Origin of the sequence: Pantoea sp. Lij88 (assembly GCF_030062155.1) — a bacterium.
GTDB lineage: Bacteria > Pseudomonadota > Gammaproteobacteria > Enterobacterales > Enterobacteriaceae > Pantoea.
In genome coordinates this window covers 3,600,946-3,619,445 of record NZ_CP118269.1, presented here as the reverse complement: position 1 = coordinate 3,619,445, position 18,500 = coordinate 3,600,946, and the positions used below count along the sequence as shown (strand labels likewise).

The window sequence follows — 18,500 nt, the reverse complement described above, 5'->3', positions numbered from 1 at the left end:
GGCGCGGGATTTTTACCCGTTTTAGCAAATGGACGTTTTAAAGAGAATGCAGAAAGAAATGAATGTTTCATTTTGCGAGGGCGATCAAAATTAACGCTCATTTTCTATCAAATAAATGAGAGGAAAGGGTCCTGCGGCGATAGAGTGCTGATATCAAAGTCAACAGAACATAAAGGTGTAGCCAGCGGCTGACGCCACAGAAGCAGGGAGAAAGATGATGTCAAAAGTGACGATGACCGCGATCGCGCAGGCGGCGGGCGTGGGTGTGGCGACGGTGGACCGGGTACTGAACCGCCGTGCGCCGGTGCGCAGTGTGACCGAGCAGAAGGTGCTGGCGGCGGCGCGCGAGCTGGGTTATCGCCTGACGCAGGCACACAGCCAGGCCATCCCGACCCTGGCAGCGGCAGCGCTTCGCGTGAGCTTTATCCTGCTGCCTGCCCGCTATTCGTTTTATCAGCAGCTGGGCGAGGCGCTGAAACAGCAGCTTAAAGCGCATCAACCAGAGGGCCGCGAACCGGAATTCTGCTGGCATGACATTCATGAAGTTGAGGCAGTGGCGCACTCGCTGCGTCAGCTGGCTCAGCGCAGCGATGTGATTGCGCTGGTGGCGCTGGATCACCCGCTGATCCGTCATGCCATTCAGGATGTGTCACGACTGGGCGTGCGGGTCTACGCGCTGTTCTCCGATTTCTCGCCCTGCGAGCATGCCGGGTTTATCGGCATTGATAATCAGAAAGCGGGGCGCACTGCGGCCTGGATGGCACAGCATCTGCTACGTGAGCCGGGATGCGTCGGGGTACTGCTGGGCGACCACCGTTTTACCTGCCAGGAGAGTAGCGAGATCAGCTTCCGCTCCTATCTGCGCGAGTCGGGTATCAGTCAGCGGGTACTGGAACCGTTAAAGACTTATGAGTCGGGCGAAGGGGGGTATCAGGCGACCCGGCAGCTTCTGGAAGCGCATGATGATCTGGTGATGATTTATGCGCCCTGCGGCGGCATAGAAGGCGTCATAAAGGCGCTGCGTGAGAGCGGACGCAGGCAGATCGATTTGTTGTGCCACGGTCCGCTGCCGGGTGATGATCTGGCGCTGATTGACGGCACCATCACGCTGATGCTGCGCCATCGACTTGATGCTATGGCTGAGGCGGTCATCACTGCCTGTCTCAACAGCCGAACAGAGCAGCGCGACCATTTTGCGCAGGTGACTGTGTCGTTTGAAATCGTGACGCGTGAAAACCTGTAAAAAGAGCAGGTTAGTGCTAATTTGATAAAAATCTATCATTTATCGCCGTTTTTAAACGCGATCTCTATCAAAAAATGAAACTTTCATTGTTGTCTGAGATGAAATTTTTATTTGATACTGCCAGCAGTTCTCACTGCACAGGCAGATATCATGACCTTTCATATTGCTAATGCGCCCTGTAGCTGGGGCGTGGATGATCCCGCGAATTTCTGGCTGCCGCCGTTTCAGAAAGTCCTGACCGAGGCCGCCCAGGCTGGCTATCCCAGCATCGAGCTCGGCCCCTGGGGCTATCTGCCTGTGGATGCCGCCGAACTGACACAGCAGCTTAATACCCATCAGCTTTCGCTGGTGGCAGGGACAATTTTTGATGATTTAGTCAGTGAGGCGCATTTCCCTGCGCTGGTGACGCTGACGCACAACCTGTGTCGCACCCTGGCCAGCGTGCCCGCCGCTGCCAGGACGCCCGGAGCCAGTGCGCCTTATCTGGTGATCATCGATTTCGGCAATCCTGAGCGGGCGAAATATGCCGGGCAGTCAGAAAAAGCGCCACGGCTTTCCGCCGACGACTGGCAGCGCATGATGCAGCACATCACCCTTCTGAGTGAGATCGCCTGGCAGGAGTATGGCGTGCGGCCGGTGATCCATCCGCATGCGGGCGGCTGCATTGAGTTCGCCGATGAGCTGGCGCAGCTGGTCTCTGACATTCCGCATGAGGTCGCCGGTTTATGCCTGGATACCGGCCATCTCTATTACGCCGGTATGGATCCGGTGGCTTCGCTGGAGCAGTACTGGTCGCGCATCGATTACCTCCACTTTAAAGACGTCAACCAGCCGGTCTGGCGTGACGCACTCTCTCGCGGGCTCGACTTTTTCACCGCCTGCGCGCAGGGCGTGATGTGTCCGCTCGGGCAGGGCGCAATCGACTATCCGGCGGTGCGCACGCTGCTGACTGAGCGTCATTATCAGGGCTGGATCACCATCGAACAGGAGCGTGATCCGCGCCATGCCGACACCAGTCTGCGGGATGTAAAAGCCAGCCTGGACTATCTCCGATCAACAGGATTCTGAGGACAACAATATGATCAACGGTAAAAAAGCGGCTAACCGCTCACTGCGCTGGGGCATGATCGGCGGCGGCGGCACCAGCCAGATTGGGTATATCCATCGCTCGGCGGCACAGCGTGACGGTAACTTTACGCTGCTGGCAGGCGCGTTTGATATTGATGCGGCGCGCGGGCGTGAGTTTGGTCAGGCGCTGGGTGTGGCACCTGAACGCTGTTATTCCGATTACGCCAGCCTGTTTGCCGGAGAAGCCGCGCGTGAAGATGGCATTGAGGCGGTGTCGATCGCCACACCTAACAATACCCATTTTGCGATTTGCCGCGCGGCGCTGAATGCCGGGCTGCATGTGGTGTGTGAGAAGCCGCTCTGTTTCACCGTTGAAGAGGCGGATGAGCTGGAGCAATTGAGCCGGGAGAAGCAGAAGATTGTCGGCGTCACCTACGGCTACGCCGGACATCAGCTGGTTCATCAGGCCAGAGAGATGATTGCCGAAGGAGCGCTGGGTGAGATCCGCATCGTGAACATGCAGTTTGCCCACGGCTTCCATAACGAGGCGGTGGAGCTGCAGAGTGAAAGTACCCGCTGGCGGGTGGATCCGCGCTTTGTCGGCCCAAGCTACGTGTTAGGCGATCTGGCGACGCATCCGCTGTTTATCGCCGAAACGATGCTGCCGCAGCTGAAGGTGACGCGTCTGCTCTGTTCGCGCCAGAGCTTTGTCGCCTCGCGTGCGCCACTGGAAGATAACGCCTTCGTGATGATGGAGTACGACAACGGCGCGGTCGGTACGCTCTGGGCATCGGCGGTAAATGCCGGATCGATGCACGGGCAGAAGATTCGGGTGGTGGGATCGAAAGCCAGCCTGGAGTGGTGGGATGAGCAGCCTAACCAGCTGCGTTACGAAGTGCAGGGCGAGCCGGTGCGGATTCTGGAGCGCGGCATGGGCTATCTCAGCCCGCGCGCGCTGGAAGAGGACCGTATCGGCGGAGGCCATACTGAAGGTCTGTTTGAAGCCTGGTCGAATCTCTATCGCCGGTTCGCGCTGGCGATGGATGCTACCGATCGCCGGGATAGCGCCTTCCTGCAGGACTTCTGGTATCCCGATGTGCATGCCGGATTAATGGGGGTGCGCTGGGTGGCGCAGTGCGTGAAATCGGCGGATGCCGGGGCGGTGTGGGTGGCGTGCTGACGCGGATTAATGCGCAAGACCGTCTGGCGCGGATGAAGGGCGCCAGCCCGGTCCTGGCCCGTAAGGCATCGCGATCACTGATAGGAAAAGGTCATACTCGCCAGGGCATTCGCCGTGCCGGGGATCAGCTCCCCAGTGCGGATATAGTGCACCTGGAAGGGCAGAGAGAGAATCTGACCTGCCGATGCGGTTTTCTGGATAAAGAACTGGTTGAGCGTGCCATCATTCGTGCTGTCCGGGCCCATGCTGAGCGGGCCGGTACCGTTGTAGAAAAACTGTACCCCCACGCCAGAGGCGGTTGAGTCGCCGGTCAGTGTCACCACCGAGGACTGATTCGCCGGGGTGGTCTGGTCGGTCATGACGGCATTCACCGCGATGTTCTGATCGCACGTCAGCGTGACGTTGAACATCTCTGAAGGCGAGGTGCTGCCAACGACGGGAAGCGTGCGAATATCCACGGTGCCCAGATTAACGCTGGCACTTTTGGTGTCGACCGAACAGCCGCTGGCAATAACGTTAATGGTGGTGGGATTAATAATGACCTCCGCCGTTTTGACTTCATTGTTGTAGGCCGTCAGGATCGCCGCATGAATAGTCGGTGTGGTGTACACGCCCGATTTCAGCGCCGCCCGCGTCTTAATAAAGGTCACTTTTGCTGACCAGCCCAGCCTGTCGGCATAACCGGTTCCGGTGGCCGGATAGCTCTGTGAGATACCCGTTTGCAGCGGAATGTATTCCGACCCTTTAAAGTCTTTGAGGCCAATAATGTAGCCCACTCCGGGGATGCCGGTTTCGAAAATCGTGTAGTTTGCACCGTCAACGGTAACGGTCATGCCACTGGATAGGGCCGAGGGAGAGGGTTCCAGCGTACCTCTGGAGCAGGTAAATATATTTCCGCACCAGAACACCTCTTCCACGTCGGCCGTTGCACTCCAGGCTGAACCAATGATCTCTCCTGGCGTGACGGAGTCGGCCGGCCCGCTATATTGCATGGGCAGGGGAGAGAGCGTGATGTCGGACATGCGCTCCAGCGCCAGCGCGCTGGCTGAGGTGAGGAAGCAGGCAAGCAACAGAAAAATACGCATCATAGGTACTCCGTAGTCCAGGTGGCCGTCGCTGAAACATTGCCAGCGTTAACGTCATGCCCGGTCGCGGCTAAGCGGGCATAAAAATGCATCTTCACGCTGTGGTTACCCGTTTCGCCAAAAGCGGGTGTCGGGGTATCAAGCGGAACCAGGGCTCCCTCCCTGTCGAGGATTTGCACCGCCACACCGGTTGCGCCACCCTCTGCCACTTTAATCAGCCGTGGATCCACCTCATCCGGCGTGCCGCTGAAGCGGATCTTCACGCCTGAAAAGGTGGGGCCGCACTCTTCCAGCGTGAGCGTGAACGGAGTTTTGATATGGCTTACCGCGCCCGCTTTACTGAGCTGTCGGGTGCCGATATCCCCAAGCGGGACATTTTTTTCCAGTGAGTCAGCGGCGACGACGCACGTATTGGCGATCAGATTACCCGTTACCGAAACCAGCACATCGTAGCCACGGACCGGCAAGGTGCAGACCAACAGCAGGACCAGGCCTGCCAGGCGGACAGTTACTGACATACTCCCTCCAGGGTATAGAGGCCCGTGCGGGCGTTGAAATCCTGACTGTTAAGCCGGTAGCGAACAGAACAACGTGCACTGTTCTCTTTGCCCCAGACCGCGTTCAGCGTGCCTTTTACCGGCAGCCCGGAGATATAGACGCTGCCACCATCACCGACGATGCTGCTGCTTTCGTTCGCTGCTAATGTCACGATGGTGCCAAATGGCAGCGCTTTGCCGTTCTGCCGCAGGATAAACATCGCTTTTGCCCCCTGCTGCGTGGCGATAGTGGCGCGCACCAGCGCACCCTCGGTGGGGGTTTTACTGATGAGGGCGTTATCGGTCTCAACGTGGCTGCCTGCCGTGGTGGCGTCGAGACCGACGCGATTCACGCGATAGGGGGTGGCGTAGGGGACGACGGCATAACCGCGGCTGTCGGTTTTAATACTTTTATGGTTAAGCACGGCAACGTCGCTGGCGCCCGGTGCTTTAACCAGAATATTGGTGTTACCCAGCGGCTGGCTTAGCGTCACGCCATCTTCATGTAATACCACCCCTCCGCTGATGCCGTAGCTGAGATTGCGGGCATCATGCCCATAGCTGTATCCCAGGTTGTACTTGCCGCGCTGGTCTTTGTATTGCAGTGCCGTATCCCCGCCATACTGCTGCTGCGCGCTGTAACGCTGATTCACGCTGTAATAAAGCTCTTCTGTTCCGGGGACATAGCCGCTGACGCCACCGTTCCAGGTTGCGCCTGCCGATTTCCCCTGCGTCGTGGAAAAGCGCGCGCGGGTGGCATTTTCAGACGCGCCAATCGGTATCGAGAGCGATAAAGCCAGAATGTTATCTTTGCTGTTGTCGTACAGACTGGTGCTGCGCTGAAAGCTCACGCCCAGTGAGGCAGAGCGGAACGTCGTATTCCAGGCAAACTGGATCCCCTGTGTGGTTTTCCGGGTATGCCAGTAGGTTTGCTGATCCCATGACAGCGACAGTGAGCCATACTGATCCATCGGCTGCGAGAGCTGCAGCTGGTTTCTGGACTTGCGCGACAGACGGAGGTTGTAGATATTTTCATAGCGGGTGGTAACGGTGCCATCGGCTTCCGTGATCTGTTCCGGCGTACCGCCGCTCATTCTTTTATAGGCAGTATCGCTGAGGGTATAGAAGCCGTGAGTGATGTAACGCTGCGAATAGACGTTCACGCGCGTGCCGGAGGTGTTTATCCGTTTGCTGTAGCGCAGGCGCAGGGCGTCACCCGTGTAGCGCTTATCATCGGCGAGCTGGCTCTGCGCATGGGTAACATCCAGCGAATAGGCTCCCAGGCTGCCCAGATTCTGACCCAGGCCTGCCGCAAGCCCGCGATAGTGCCCGGAAAGCTGGGCGCCGCCATAAAAGGTCAATCCATATCGCCAGCCATAAAAGAGTTCACCCTGGGCAAAGGCGGGCGCATCCTGATGATTAACCAGCTGGAATTTCCCTGCGCTCAGGGCATATTTAGCCTGGCCACGGCGAACCAGATTAGGCACGCTGGCAAAAGGCACGGTGAATTGCGTTTCCTCGCCGTCGTTCTCCTTCAGGGTGACCGAGAGATCGCCACCTGAAGAGGTCGGGTAGAGATCGCTGAGCACAAAGGGCCCCGGCGGCACACTGGTCTGATAAATGACATTGCCATTTTGTCGAACGGTGACGACAGCATTACTGCGCGCAATCCCCCGAACGTCGGGTGCGTAGCCATTCAGGCTTGCAGGCAGCATGTTGTCGTCAGTTTTCAGCGCGAGCCCCCGGACACCGACGGCGTCAAACACCTGCGAGGAGGTGTAGGTTTCGCCAGCATAAAACTGTGCGCCCAGCGCCGAAACATCGCGCTGCAGCCAGGTCTGCACATGGTTCAGCTTATTCGTGTCTTTGGTCCAGGTGGTATAGTCTCGCAGGCGCCAGGCCCCCATATTGATGCCACTGTTCAGGCTGGCAAACAGCTGCTGTTCCTGGGTTTGGGTCGCCCCGCGATAGGTATTATTTGAGCCGTTGATGACATAGTTCAGCCACCCGGCGTGAATGCCATGCTCCCAGCTTTCGGGACTGACGTAGCCGCGTGGCAGCGTGCGCATCATGCTCTGCGGTAGCGTGATGCTGAGCGTGAGGGTTTGCAGCTCATAGTGTTGTGTGCTGCTGCCAGGAAAGAGCGTGTTGAGAAAATAACACTGCTTTGCCAGCGACAGGCTGACACCCTTTGCCTGGGCCATATCAACGCCCAGAGCATCAAGCTGAGCGGCCGTGAGACAGGCGGCCGTGACGTCCTGGCCGCTGGATTTATCTACAGCAAAGACAACGTTACCGGTGAAGGCATAATGCCTGTTGATGTAGACATTAATATTGTATTCGCCAGGCGGTAAATCGCTGCCTGCATTGACCCAGGATAGGTCAGCCACCGAGGCGCTCTCGCCATTGAGAAACGCGGGGTTAAATTGCAAATCGCGCTCCGCGGCTGCGGCATACCCGATGGCATAGAAAGCCACCACCGCATAAACGAGTGTTATTTTCACGCGATCATTCCTCAACGAATCTATTTACGGGTCAGCGGGGTACGCATTACGGGGGTCCATGCACCGTAATCATTGATGGTCTGGAAGGTCACCGAGGTGGCGTGGCTGAATTTTTCGGCCAGCGTAGTGGTTGATTTTGGCGGTAGCATCACCGGCTTCACGGCTTTACCGTCAATGTGCATATTGAGCGTGGTAATGAAATAAGGCGTAGGGTTACGCAGCACAACCTGACCTGATGTGTATTCACCGCTGATTTTTTTAAACGCGTCATTCGCGTTATCCGGCAGTGACGTGGGGCGGTAAAAGACTTTAATGCGATTAGCAGAGGCGAATTGCAGAGAGTTACCCGTATTATTTGTCTGTTGTGGAATCGCCTTTACCGTCATCCAGTAGAGTGTTTCCCGATCCTGCGGCAGGGATTTCCCATTAAAAATGATTTTCACTACGCTTTCGGTTGCCGGTTTCAAAACATAAAGCGGTGGGGTAATAACGAAATCCTGCGATCGCTCGCCACGTGCATTTTCCATCCACGACTGAATTAAAAATGAGGCCGAGGTATGGGTATTTCTGACCTGAAGGGTGGACTGTTTTGAATTCGCGGCGTAGACCATACGGGTCGCACCTAATCCCACGCCACCCGCATATACCGCTGACGAGCATAATGTGGCAGCCAGACAGACCCAGGATAAAGAACGCATTATTTTCTCCCGTACGGATAAGCCTGCCCGGTTGTTAAACCGGGCAGGGTCATTACGAATAGGTGACGGTGTAGGTGGCCACGGCACTGGCATCGCCCGCCGTTGCACCACCGGTTGGTGAGTAATATTTTGCGCTGAAATTCAGCGTATTCGCGCCTTTACGCAGTGGGATGGCCGTCGCGGCTTCGCCCAGCTTCACGACGTTGCCCTGTTCGTCATAAATACGAATGGCAACATTCTGCGCGGATGCTGAGCCGCCGTTTACACCCGCAGCCAGGCTGTTGGCATCATTGCTGTCTGGCGTACCTGAGAAAGTCACGGCTGCCGTCGTGGCCGCAATCGGATTCTCATCGGTAGACGCTGAGGTATCCGCAATGGCGCAATCCTCAAGTGCGATGGAAAACGTTTTGGCTACGCCTGCTTCACTGCCTGCCGAGGCCAGCGTGGCAGTGCGTACTTCACCCATATCAACATCAATGCTTGCGCTGTTGGCACTGATGGCGCAGGCGGATGTGACGACACTGCCGTTAAAGTTGACGGAGCCACCGCTGGTGGTTGCGGCCAGCGCCGTTCCCATTGGAAGCAGAGCCGAAATACCTGAAGCCAGAATAGCGGTTTTATTAAATTTTGATTTCATTTAATCACCTTTTATATTGAGTTTGCTTTGTTGTGTTTTGTAAATAAAGGCTGACAATAAATATTAAAATTATTTAAATGTAAATCTATGAAAATATGGCCTGTTGATTATTTAAAGGGTGTTTTTTTATTATTTCCCGGTGCTGTTGTGATGCGCGGCGATCGCTTTTATTTCCTCCTGCTAATAATGAGGAGTCATTGTAATTTATTTAATTAAAGATCACTTGTTATTTTTTAATATCCATCCGGAGTGGGGGTAAGTATTTATTCTCTATCTGGCAGGCATGTTAATTAATTATCTGTTTATTAATAAACCTTAGGATTTTTATTAAATAAAATATTATTTCTTACGGCTGATGATAAGTTAATCGTCATTACGGACTGACTCTGCCCGAGACAGCGCTTCTGCCGGACAGGGAAATGAACGTATCAGGGTGCGCAGAGCGCGCTGAGGGGAGGGGCGTAATTTTAATGCAAAAAAAAACGGACCTCCGTGGAGGTCCGTTCTTTCTGAATTTTGGTGCCCGAACCCGGAATCGAACCAGGGACACGGGGATTTTCAATCCCCTGCTCTACCGACTGAGCTATTCGGGCAACGGGGCGCATTAAACCGTAAAGGCCGCGGGTCGTCAACGGCTTTCACTAAAAAACCCCCGGAAACGTGACTGATTGCCTGAATTTCAGTCAAAGGGGGCAAAACCTCAGGCCAGCGCGCCATTTTTGCGGCACAGCGCGATGCTGTAGACATCCTCCGCCAGCCGCTGGGCGGTGGCGACATCGTGCACATTGCGCTTCACCAGCAGCCTGCTCAGGCAGCCTTCAAGGATCAGCTCCATCTGATCGGCCACCATGCTGGGGTTATCCAGCCCCTGCTCAACCAGAATGTCATGGGTGAATTGCCAGGAGCCGCGTTTCTGCTGCTCGGCCAGTTGATGGATGGGCTGATCGGGCTGCGGGTAGAAGCTGCAGGCGGCGATAAACAGGCAGCCAGGGAAGCGTCCCTTGCTGACCTGCTCACTCAGGACGTCGTAACGTGCCATCAGTTTCTGATCCGGCGACAGCGACGCATCCAGCAGGATCTGGCGTCGCCAGGTTTCAATCTGCTGCCCGTGATAGCGCAGCGCATCGTAGAGCAGGGCGTCACGGTCGGGCCAGAACAGCTGAAGCTGCTCCTGAGTTAAGTCGGAACCCGCCAGGGTTTCCAATGAGAGGGTGGCGGCGAGGCCGTTCTGTTCAAGCACATTCAATGCATGCTCGAGTATCTGTTCACGCTGCAAGTGACTCTCCTCTGGTATGCAGGCCCGGTCATTCACCGGGCAATGACCTGACTCCAGTGTTGGTTACGGGGTAAGTTTCTGCAAATGCGCCCGGAAGTCGGCGGCATTGAGAAACCCGGTGATGCGCGAACCGGGGATTTCACGGCCCTGCGCATCGAAGAACAAAATCGTCGGTAAGCCCAGCACCTGAAGATGCTGCAACAGCGCGTTGTCGCGGGCGCTGTTAGCGGTGACGTTGGCCTGGAGCAGCTGTACCCTGCTCAGGCTATCGCGCACGGCGCTATCGCTAAAGGTATATTTTTCAAACTCTTTGCAGGCGACGCACCAGTCAGCGTAGAGATCGACCATCGTGATGCGGCCGCCAGCCTGCTGCAAAGCGCTGTCGAGCTGCTGTGATGTCTGGAGACTCCGGAACGGCAGCGGGGCCACAGCATGCTGTCCGGCCGGGCCGCCAAAGGCCCAGTCCTGCAACGGACGCGCGCTGATGAGCGCAGCGGCCAGCATGATAATCTGTACCACGCGCCACTTACCGCTGCTGGCGCGCAGGCTCACGCTGAACGCCCAGCCAAAGAACGCCACGCCGAGCAGGCTCCAGAGCCGTGATCCCCACGCATCGCCCAGTACCCGCTCCAGCAGGAAGACCGGCAGCGCCAGGATGACAAATCCAAAGCCCTCTTTAACGGTTTGCATCCACGGGCCGCTTTTCGGCAGCAGCCGGTTACCAGACAGGGTCACGGCGATCAGCGGTAAGCCCATGCCGACCGCATACAGCCACAGCGTCCCGGCACCGGCCCACAGATTTCCGCTCTGCGCGATGTAAAGCAGAATGGCGCTGAGCGGCGCTGTGGTGCAGGGCGAGCAGATCAAACCCGCCAGTGCGCCCATCAGGAAAACGCCGGGCAGCGATCCTCCCTGCTGGCGATTGCTCCACAGGGTGAGGCGGGTTTGCAGGCTGGCGGGCAGTTGCAGCGTGAACAGGCCAAACATTGACAGGGCCAGCACGATAAACAGCAGGGAGAGCGTGAAAAGCACGTAGGGGTGCTGCAACGCGGCCTGAAAACGCAGTCCCGCTGCCGCGACCACCACTCCCAGCAGCGTGTAGGTCAGCGCCATCCCCTGGACATAGACCATCGCCAGCGCAAACAGTCGTCCGAGGGAATAGTGGCGCTGTCCGCCCAGGATAATCCCGGAGATCAGCGGATACATCGGCAGCACGCAGGGCGTAAACGCCACGCCGATACCGATCAGCAGTGCCCAGAGTGGGGAGAAGGGCAGCGGGCTGGCGGGTGCGGGCTGAGCACTGACTGGCGCTGGCGCGCTGCTGGCTGCCACCGCACTCACCGGCACGCTGCGCGTCTCCGGCGGATAACAGAATCCGGCGGCGGCACAGCCCTGATACGTGACGCTGAGTGTGGCACCGGGGCCTGCCTGTTTCAGCGTCACCGGCAGCGTCAGGTCCTGCGGATAGATCTCACTTTTGCCAAAGAATTCATCCTCATGCGCCTGACCGGCGGGCAGCGTCAGTGGCGCGATGGTCGCGTTCTGCGGTGTGATGTGGATCTGCTGGCGATAGAGGTAGTAACCCGATTTCACTTTCCAGTGCAGGTTGAGCTGTGCGCCCTGCTGGTCGAAATCAAACGTAAACGCCTGATCGACCGGCACAAAGCGGCTGGTCGCCGGGTTTGAAAAGAGTGATGCGTGCGCCTGCAGGCAGACAAACAGCGTCAGCAGAAGCGTAATTAAGCGAGAGATGCGTGCAGCCATGACAAGTATTCACTGTCTCCATATTGAACCGGCAGCGCCAGAAGTTCGGGCACGTCGTAAGGGTGAGCCTGTTTGAGCAGATCGCACAGCGCCTGCTGATGATCGCTGTCGCATTTCAGCAGCAACTGCACTTCACGGCTCTGCTCCAGTTTGCCCTGCCAGAGATACCAGGAGGTGGCGCCCGGCAGCATTGTCACGCAGGCCGCCAGTCGGGCTTCCAGCGCTAAGCCAGCAAGGTGCTCTGCCGTGGCCTGATCGGGCGCGGTGCAGAGGATAACGACAGCATTCATCCTGTGACTCCTGTTTTGAAGAGCGCCGATGATAGCACGCTCCCTCAGTAACACGATGACAGGGCTACAACAGCAAGCCGCCAAACACGAAACCAGAGAGCACCGACAACGTAATGGCGATCACGCCGGGAATAATAAAGGCGTGGTTAAAGACAAACTTGCCAATCCGGGTTGAGCCGGTGTCATCCATCTCAACAGCGGCCAGCAGGGTCGGGTAGGTCGGCAGCACAAATAGCGCCGACACCGCCGCGAAGGAAGCGATGGCCGTCAGCGGCGTCACGCCCAGCAGCAGTGCGGCGGGCATCAGCGCTTTGGTGGTCGCGGCCTGCGAGTAGAGCAGCATGGAGGCGAAGAACAGCACCAGCGCCAGCATCCAGGGATAGGTTTTCAGCGCGTCCCCCGCCAGCATCTGGATCTCCGCCAGATGCGACTTCACAAAGGTATCGCCCAGCCAGGCGACGCCCATCACGCAGATACAGGCGCTCATGCCGGATTTGAAGGTGCTGGCACTGAGGATCTCACTGGTGTCGAGTCTGCAGGTCAGGCTGATCAGCGTGGCGATGGTCAGCATAAAGACCACAATCGCTTCGTTACGGGGCAGCGGCGGATTGGCGATCAGCCCGACGCTGGCGCTGGTCGCGGTGGCATAAAGCACCACGGCCACAATACCTGCCAGAAACAGCAGCACCGATTTTTTCGCGCCCGGTTTTGCCTGGTAGAGGCTGGCGCCGCGCAGCGTGACTTCGCCTTTCGCGAGGCGCGCCTGATAGACCTCATCATCCTTCAGCTCTTTGCCCAGGAAGTTCGTCACCAGTGCGGCGAGGAAGAGACCGACCATGGTTGAGGGGATGGCAATCGCCAGCAGCGTGATATAGCTGACGCCGCGCGGTTCAAGCAGGGTCGCGAAGAAGACTACCGCGGCTGAAATGGGTGAAGCGGTAATCGCGATCTGAGAAGCCACCACCGCAATCGACAGCGGCCGGGAAGGGCGAACGCCTTGCTCCTTCGCCACCTCCGCAATCACCGGCAGAGTCGAGAAGGCGGTGTGACCGGTACCGGCCAGCAGCGTCATCAGGTAGGTGACCAGCGGAGCCAGCAGCGTGACATGCCGCGGATGACGGCGCAGCAGGCGCTCCGCCAGGCTCACCAGATAATCCATCCCGCCCGCCACCTGCATGGCGGCTATCGCGGCGATAACCGCCATGATGATTTCAATCACATCGAACGGGATCGCACCGGGCGCCATGCCAAATCCCAGCGTCAGGATCAGCACGCCCAGTCCGCCTGCGAACCCGATACCAATACCGCCAAGACGTGCGCCCAACCAGATCGCCATCAGGACGATAAGCAGCTCAACCACAAACATGAATTACTCCTGTAAATAAAATCGGTAATACCTGAGGGGGGTGCTGTTTATCAAAAAAAAAGGCACACCGTGTTGATCGCGGTGTGCCTTTGATGAACCAGCGTGGGTCAGCCCTTACTGTTCATTTTCATCGGTATAACGTTTAGCTTTGTAAACCGGGTACATCAGGTTCTGGACCGAGAAGATATCGTCCAGCTCACTTTCGGTCAGCAGGCCGCGCTCCAGCACCACCTCACGCACGCTTTTACCGGTTTCCGCACAGATTTTGCCGACAATGTCGCCGTTGTGGTGGCCGATGTACGGGTTGAGGTACGTCACGATACCAATGGAGTTGAAGACGTAGGCTTCACACACCGCGCGGTTGGCGGTAATGCCGTTGACGCATTTCTCCAGCAGGTTGTAGCAGGCATTCGTCAGGATGCTGATTGATTCAAACAGCGCCTGGCCAATCACCGGCTCCATCACGTTGAGCTGTAACTGACCCGCTTCAGAGGCCATGGTGACGGTGATGTCATTGCCGATGACTTTGAAGCAGACCTGGTTGACCACTTCCGGCACCACCGGGTTGACCTTGGCCGGCATGATAGAGGAACCCGCCTGCAGTTCTGGCAGGTTGATTTCATTCAGGCCAGCACGCGGACCGGAGGAGAGCAGGCGCAGGTCGTTACAGATTTTAGAGAGCTTCACCGCCAGACGTTTCAGCGATGAATGGACCATCACATAGGCGCCGCAGTCAGAGGTCGCTTCAATCAGGTCTTCCGCCGGTACCACCGGCAGGTTGCTGACTTCCGCCAGACGCTGCACCGCCAGGTGCTGATAACCGTCCGGGGTATTGAGGCGGGTACCGATGGCGGTCGCGCCCAGGTTTACTTCCAGCAGCAGTTCGGCGGTGCGCAGAATGCTTTTGGTCTCTTCATTCAGCAGCACGCTGAACGCATGAAATTCCTGGCCGAGGGTCATCGGCACCGCATCCTGCAGCTGGGTACGGCCCATTTTCAGGACGGTCTGGAATTCATCGGCCTTGTGCTGGAAGCCCTCAGCCAGCTGGCTGATGCCATCAAGCAGTTTCAGCAGCGAGCTGTAGACGGCGATGCGGAAGCCGGTCGGGTAGGCGTCGTTGGTGGACTGGCATTTGTTTACATGATCGTTGGGGTTGAGATACTGATATTCCCCTTTCTGGTGGCCCATCAGCTCCAGGCCGATGTTCGCCAGCACCTCATTGGTGTTCATGTTAACCGAGGTTCCGGCACCGCCCTGATAGACATCTACAGGGAACTGGTCCATACAGCGACCGTTGTTCAGTACTTCGTCGCAGGCCTTAATGATGGTATCGGCAATGTTACGCGGAATGGTCTGCAGCTCTTTGTTGGCCATCGCCGCCGCTTTTTTTACCATCACCATACCGCGGACAAATTCAGGTATGTCGCTGATTTTGCTGTTGCTGATATAAAAATTCTCAATCGCACGCAGAGTATGAACGCCATAATAGGCATCCGCCGGAACTTCGCGCATACCTAACAGGTCTTCTTCGATACGAATGTTGTTCGCCATGATAACCTTCTTGTTGTTGCCGCTAACCATCACAAAGGATGTGTTTATTTTGTCGTGGTGTACCCGTGCCGACATATTATCCGTCTTCAAAGGGGCGTGTGCGATCATATTCTGATGCATAAGAAAAGCACGCATGCAGATCACTTAATGCTGCAGTCTGGTTAACGATATGTGAAGTTGGTTACAAATTTAACCCCGCAGGATAAATTTGACACGATCGGTTGAAAATGGCGGCGCGGGTGCCCATCTCTTTTCTTATCATCCTCAGGATGAACGCTTTCTGCTGACCGGCACGCTGCCGTTCAGCCCCTACTTACAGGAGAGTACGGTGCGCTGGATACCGTTATTAGTCTTTTTTGTTCTGGCCTGGATCGAGATTTCACTCTTCATTCAGGTGGCACACGTCATGGGCGTGCTGCTTACCATGCTGCTGGTGGTCTTCACCTCGTGCATCGGGGTGTCGCTGGTCAAAAATCAGGGCATGAAGAATTTTATGCTGATGCAGGAGAAGCTGGCGCGTAACGAAAGCCCGGCCAATGAGATGATCAAAAGCGTATCGCTGATCATCGCGGGCTTCCTGCTGCTGCTGCCGGGCTTCTTTACGGATCTGCTGGGCCTGTTGCTGTTGCTGCCGCCGGTGCAGAAGCATCTGACGCTGAAGCTGATGCCCCATCTGCGCGTCTGGCGCGGACCGGGAGCGGGTCCGGACAGCGGCTACACCATGGATGGCGAGTTCGAGCGCAAAAACACAGATCGCCTTGAGAACCATGACGATCACAAGGATCGTTAACCGCAGTTATCGCCGCTGAAAGCGCAACCTCCGGGTTGCGTTTTTTATTTGCCCCGTCATCTGTTTAAAAAGCCACCAGTTATCACATCAGGGTAAAAAATTTGTTGTCCGCCCCCTTGAAAGCGGGTGTCAGCGGCCCTATCTCTCTGGTCACGAGGCCGGAAGCCATGCAGACCGGTGATCAACCCCAAAACTGAATGATTGGACTTCTCAAAGGAGAGCTATCAAATGAAAATTCGTCCATTGCACGATCGCGTCATCGTCAAGCGTAAAGAAGTTGAAGCTAAATCAGCTGGCGGCATCGTGCTGACCGGTTCTGCAGCCGGTAAATCCACCCGTGGTGAAGTTCTGGCTGTCGGCAATGGTCGCATCCTTGAGAGTGGCGACGTTAAGCCGCTGGACGTGAAGGTGGGTGACGTTGTGATCTTCAACGAAGGTTACGGCGCTAAAACCGAGAAAATCGACAACGAAGAGGTGCTTATCATCTCTGAGAGCGACATTCTGGCCGTTGTTGAAGCGTAATTTTTACGCGTAATTCACTGAACGAAACGAATTTAAGGGATATTTAAAGATGGCAGCTAAAGACGTAAAATTCGGTAATGACGCACGCGTAAAAATGCTGCGTGGCGTGAACGTACTGGCAGATGCAGTAAAAGTTACCCTGGGCCCGAAAGGCCGTAACGTGGTTCTGGATAAATCTTTTGGTGCACCGACCATCACTAAAGATGGTGTTTCTGTGGCACGTGAAATCGAGCTGGAAGATAAGTTCGAGAACATGGGCGCGCAGATGGTGAAAGAAGTGGCCTCTAAAGCGAATGACGCTGCGGGCGACGGTACCACCACTGCAACCGTACTGGCACAGTCTATCATCACCGAAGGCCTGAAAGCGGTCGCAGCGGGTATGAACCCGATGGACCTGAAGCGCGGTATCGACCAGGCAGTGATCGCTGCGGTTGAGAAACTGAAAACGCTGTCAGTGCCTTGCTCAGACTCTAAAGCGATTGCACAGGTTGGTACTATCTCTGCTAACTCCGATGAAACCGTGGGCCAGCTGATTGCTCAGGCGATGGAGAAAGTGGGTAAAGAAGGCGTGATCACCGTTGAAGAAGGCACCGGCCTGCAGGACGAGCTGGATGTGGTTGAAGGTATGCAGTTTGATCGCGGCTACCTGTCTCCGTACTTCATCAACAAGCCAGAAACAGGCGCGATTGAACTGGAATCTCCGTTCATCCTGCTGGCTGACAAGAAAATTTCTAACATCCGTGAAATGCTGCCAGTGCTGGAAGCCGTTGCGAAAGCCGGCAAACCACTGCTGATCATCGCGGAAGATGTTGAAGGCGAAGCGCTGGCAACGCTGGTGGTTAACACCATGCGCGGCATCGTGAAAGTGGCTGCGGTTAAAGCACCAGGCTTCGGCGACCGTCGTAAAGCTATGCTGCAGGATATCGCTATCCTGACCGGTGGTACCGTGATCTCTGAAGAGATCGGTATGGAGCTGGAAAAAGCAGCTCTGGAAGATCTGGGCCAGGCTAAACGCGTTGTGATCAACAAAGACACCACCACCATCATCGACGGTGTGGGTGAAGAAGCGACAATCCAGGGCCGTGTCACCCAGATTCGTCAGCAGATCGAAGAAGCAACATCTGACTACGACAAAGAAAAACTGCAGGAGCGCGTAGCGAAACTGGCAGGCGGCGTAGCCGTTCTGAAAGTGGGCGCAGCAACTGAAGTTGAAATGAAAGAGAAGAAAGCCCGCGTTGAAGATGCGCTGCACGCAACCCGTGCTGCTGTCGAAGAAGGCGTGGTTGCTGGTGGTGGTGTGGCGCTGGTTCGCGTTGCAGCACAGCTGGCCGATCTGCGTGGTCAGAATGAAGATCAGAACGTCGGTATCAAAGTTGCGCTGCGCGCCATGGAATCTCCACTGCGTCAGATCGTGTCTAACGCCGGTGAAGAGCCATCTGTTGTTGCTAACAACGTGAAAGCGGGCGACGGTAACTATGGTTACAACGCGCAGACTGAAGAATACGGCAACATGATCGACTTCGGTATCCTGGACCCAACCAAAGTGACCCGTTCTGCTCTGCAGTACGCGGCCTCTGTTGCTGGTCTGATGATCACCACCGAATGTATGGTCACTGACATGCCTAAAGGCGACGCACCTGATTTAGGCGGCGGCGCTGGCGGTATGGGTGGCATGGGCGGTATGGGCGGCATGATGTAATTGCCGTTGACTGCTTAAGTCATCACAGAACCCCCGATCGGAAACGGTCGGGGGTTTTTCTTTTGGGCAGGAAAATAGTATAAGTAGTGGCGCAATCGTTCGTCTTTCCTCTTGATATCTCCCGCTGTCTGCTCGCTGACTGTTGCCGCCCTGCCGGATTGACTTGCTGCTGTAAGTTTATCGGGACGCGCCAATCTGCCAGCCTGAATACAGTATGAAATATTGAGGTGATATAACGGGATTAAGGCAATGAATGTTCAGAAAAAAGAGATCTTTTTCTGCTACGCTGCC

The 18,500-nt window shown here is 56.3% G+C and carries 16 protein-coding genes and 1 tRNA gene; 6 read left to right on the top strand and 11 right to left on the bottom strand.

Features of this window, described 5'->3' with window-relative positions; translation table 11 throughout:
- Positions 1 to 217: 217 nt before the first annotated feature.
- The 3 genes from PU624_RS20815 (at position 218) to PU624_RS20805 (ending at position 3,491) form a co-directional block, all read left to right on the top strand.
- Positions 218 to 1,243, top strand: coding sequence for a LacI family DNA-binding transcriptional regulator (locus PU624_RS20815; RefSeq protein ID WP_283548048.1), 1,026 nt, complete (start codon positions 218 to 220; stop codon positions 1,241 to 1,243).
- A gap of 150 nt (positions 1,244 to 1,393) precedes the next feature.
- Positions 1,394 to 2,311 (top strand): TIM barrel protein, encoded by a 918-nt coding sequence (locus PU624_RS20810; protein WP_283546461.1) that lies wholly within the window; start codon positions 1,394 to 1,396, stop codon positions 2,309 to 2,311.
- A gap of 10 nt (positions 2,312 to 2,321) precedes the next feature.
- Entirely contained in the window at positions 2,322 to 3,491 is a 1,170-nt protein-coding gene (locus tag PU624_RS20805) for a Gfo/Idh/MocA family protein (RefSeq protein WP_283546460.1), read from the top strand.
- Between the two features lie 74 nt (positions 3,492 to 3,565).
- On the opposite strand, the gene PU624_RS20800 is transcribed toward PU624_RS20805, so the two are convergent.
- The 11 genes from PU624_RS20800 to aspA form a co-directional block, all read right to left on the bottom strand.
- Entirely contained in the window at positions 3,566 to 4,579 is a 1,014-nt protein-coding gene (locus PU624_RS20800; protein WP_502921576.1) for a fimbrial protein, read from the bottom strand.
- Positions 4,576 to 5,094 (bottom strand): fimbrial protein, encoded by a 519-nt coding sequence (locus tag PU624_RS20795; RefSeq protein WP_283546459.1) that lies wholly within the window; start codon positions 5,092 to 5,094, stop codon positions 4,576 to 4,578. Before PU624_RS20795 ends, PU624_RS20800 begins: the two co-directional genes overlap by 4 nt.
- Positions 5,085 to 7,616, bottom strand: a complete 2,532-nt coding sequence (locus PU624_RS20790) for a fimbria/pilus outer membrane usher protein (RefSeq protein WP_283546458.1) — start codon at positions 7,614 to 7,616, stop codon at positions 5,085 to 5,087. The genes PU624_RS20795 and PU624_RS20790 overlap by 10 nt, the downstream gene beginning before the upstream one ends.
- Before the next feature lie 20 nt (positions 7,617 to 7,636).
- Entirely contained in the window at positions 7,637 to 8,314 is a 678-nt protein-coding gene (locus PU624_RS20785) for a fimbrial biogenesis chaperone (protein ID WP_283546457.1), read from the bottom strand.
- 52 nt (positions 8,315 to 8,366) lie between these two features.
- On the bottom strand, positions 8,367 to 8,951 hold the full coding sequence (locus PU624_RS20780; RefSeq protein WP_283546456.1) for a fimbrial protein: 585 nt from the start codon (positions 8,949 to 8,951) through the stop codon (positions 8,367 to 8,369).
- Positions 8,952 to 9,468: 517 nt separating this feature from the next.
- Positions 9,469 to 9,544: transfer RNA gene (locus PU624_RS20775), tRNA-Phe, on the bottom strand.
- Between the two features lie 107 nt (positions 9,545 to 9,651).
- Positions 9,652 to 10,227, bottom strand: coding sequence for a division control transcriptional repressor DicD (gene dicD, locus PU624_RS20770; RefSeq protein WP_283546455.1), 576 nt, complete (start codon positions 10,225 to 10,227; stop codon positions 9,652 to 9,654).
- Between the two features lie 63 nt (positions 10,228 to 10,290).
- A complete protein-coding gene (locus PU624_RS20765) occupies positions 10,291 to 11,991 on the bottom strand; it encodes a protein-disulfide reductase DsbD (RefSeq protein WP_283546454.1) in 1,701 nt (566 codons plus the stop codon).
- On the bottom strand, positions 11,967 to 12,281 hold the full coding sequence (gene cutA / locus PU624_RS20760; protein WP_283546453.1) for a divalent cation tolerance protein CutA: 315 nt from the start codon (positions 12,279 to 12,281) through the stop codon (positions 11,967 to 11,969). The genes PU624_RS20765 and cutA overlap by 25 nt, the downstream gene beginning before the upstream one ends.
- A 64-nt stretch (positions 12,282 to 12,345) precedes the next feature.
- Positions 12,346 to 13,647, bottom strand: coding sequence for an anaerobic C4-dicarboxylate transporter (locus tag PU624_RS20755; RefSeq protein WP_283546452.1), 1,302 nt, complete (start codon positions 13,645 to 13,647; stop codon positions 12,346 to 12,348).
- A gap of 114 nt (positions 13,648 to 13,761) precedes the next feature.
- A complete protein-coding gene (gene aspA / locus PU624_RS20750; protein WP_283546451.1) occupies positions 13,762 to 15,198 on the bottom strand; it encodes an aspartate ammonia-lyase in 1,437 nt (478 codons plus the stop codon).
- Positions 15,199 to 15,526: 328 nt separating this feature from the next.
- Here aspA and PU624_RS20745 point away from each other — a divergent pair, with 328 nt between their 5' ends.
- The 3 genes from PU624_RS20745 to groL all read left to right on the top strand — a co-directional run bounded on the left by PU624_RS20745 (position 15,527) and on the right by groL (position 18,209).
- Positions 15,527 to 15,988 (top strand): FxsA family protein, encoded by a 462-nt coding sequence (locus tag PU624_RS20745; RefSeq protein WP_175501487.1) that lies wholly within the window; start codon positions 15,527 to 15,529, stop codon positions 15,986 to 15,988.
- 228 nt (positions 15,989 to 16,216) lie between these two features.
- Positions 16,217 to 16,510 carry a co-chaperone GroES gene (locus tag PU624_RS20740; protein ID WP_003848316.1) on the top strand — a complete coding sequence of 98 codons (294 nt, stop codon included), beginning with the start codon at positions 16,217 to 16,219 and terminating at the stop codon, positions 16,508 to 16,510.
- Between the two features lie 49 nt (positions 16,511 to 16,559).
- Positions 16,560 to 18,209: a chaperonin GroEL gene (gene groL / locus PU624_RS20735; RefSeq protein ID WP_283546450.1), complete on the top strand. Its 1,650-nt coding sequence runs from the start codon at positions 16,560 to 16,562 to the stop codon at positions 18,207 to 18,209.
- The last annotated feature ends 291 nt before the right edge of the window (positions 18,210 to 18,500 follow it).

Coding starts and splice junctions, on each gene's coding strand:
- PU624_RS20815 (WP_283548048.1), top strand. CDS start 218: ATGTCAAAAGTGACGATGACCGCGATCGCGCAGGCGGCGGGCGTGGGT.
- PU624_RS20810 (WP_283546461.1), top strand. CDS start 1,394: ATGACCTTTCATATTGCTAATGCGCCCTGTAGCTGGGGCGTGGATGAT.
- PU624_RS20805 (WP_283546460.1), top strand. CDS start 2,322: ATGATCAACGGTAAAAAAGCGGCTAACCGCTCACTGCGCTGGGGCATG.
- PU624_RS20800 (WP_502921576.1), bottom strand. CDS start 4,579: ATGATGCGTATTTTTCTGTTGCTTGCCTGCTTCCTCACCTCAGCCAGC.
- PU624_RS20795 (WP_283546459.1), bottom strand. CDS start 5,094: ATGTCAGTAACTGTCCGCCTGGCAGGCCTGGTCCTGCTGTTGGTCTGC.
- PU624_RS20785 (WP_283546457.1), bottom strand. CDS start 8,314: ATGCGTTCTTTATCCTGGGTCTGTCTGGCTGCCACATTATGCTCGTCA.
- PU624_RS20780 (WP_283546456.1), bottom strand. CDS start 8,951: ATGAAATCAAAATTTAATAAAACCGCTATTCTGGCTTCAGGTATTTCG.
- PU624_RS20765 (WP_283546454.1), bottom strand. CDS start 11,991: ATGGCTGCACGCATCTCTCGCTTAATTACGCTTCTGCTGACGCTGTTT.
- cutA (WP_283546453.1), bottom strand. CDS start 12,281: ATGAATGCTGTCGTTATCCTCTGCACCGCGCCCGATCAGGCCACGGCA.
- PU624_RS20755 (WP_283546452.1), bottom strand. CDS start 13,647: ATGTTTGTGGTTGAGCTGCTTATCGTCCTGATGGCGATCTGGTTGGGC.
- aspA (WP_283546451.1), bottom strand. CDS start 15,198: ATGGCGAACAACATTCGTATCGAAGAAGACCTGTTAGGTATGCGCGAA.
- PU624_RS20740 (WP_003848316.1), top strand. CDS start 16,217: ATGAAAATTCGTCCATTGCACGATCGCGTCATCGTCAAGCGTAAAGAA.
- groL (WP_283546450.1), top strand. CDS start 16,560: ATGGCAGCTAAAGACGTAAAATTCGGTAATGACGCACGCGTAAAAATG.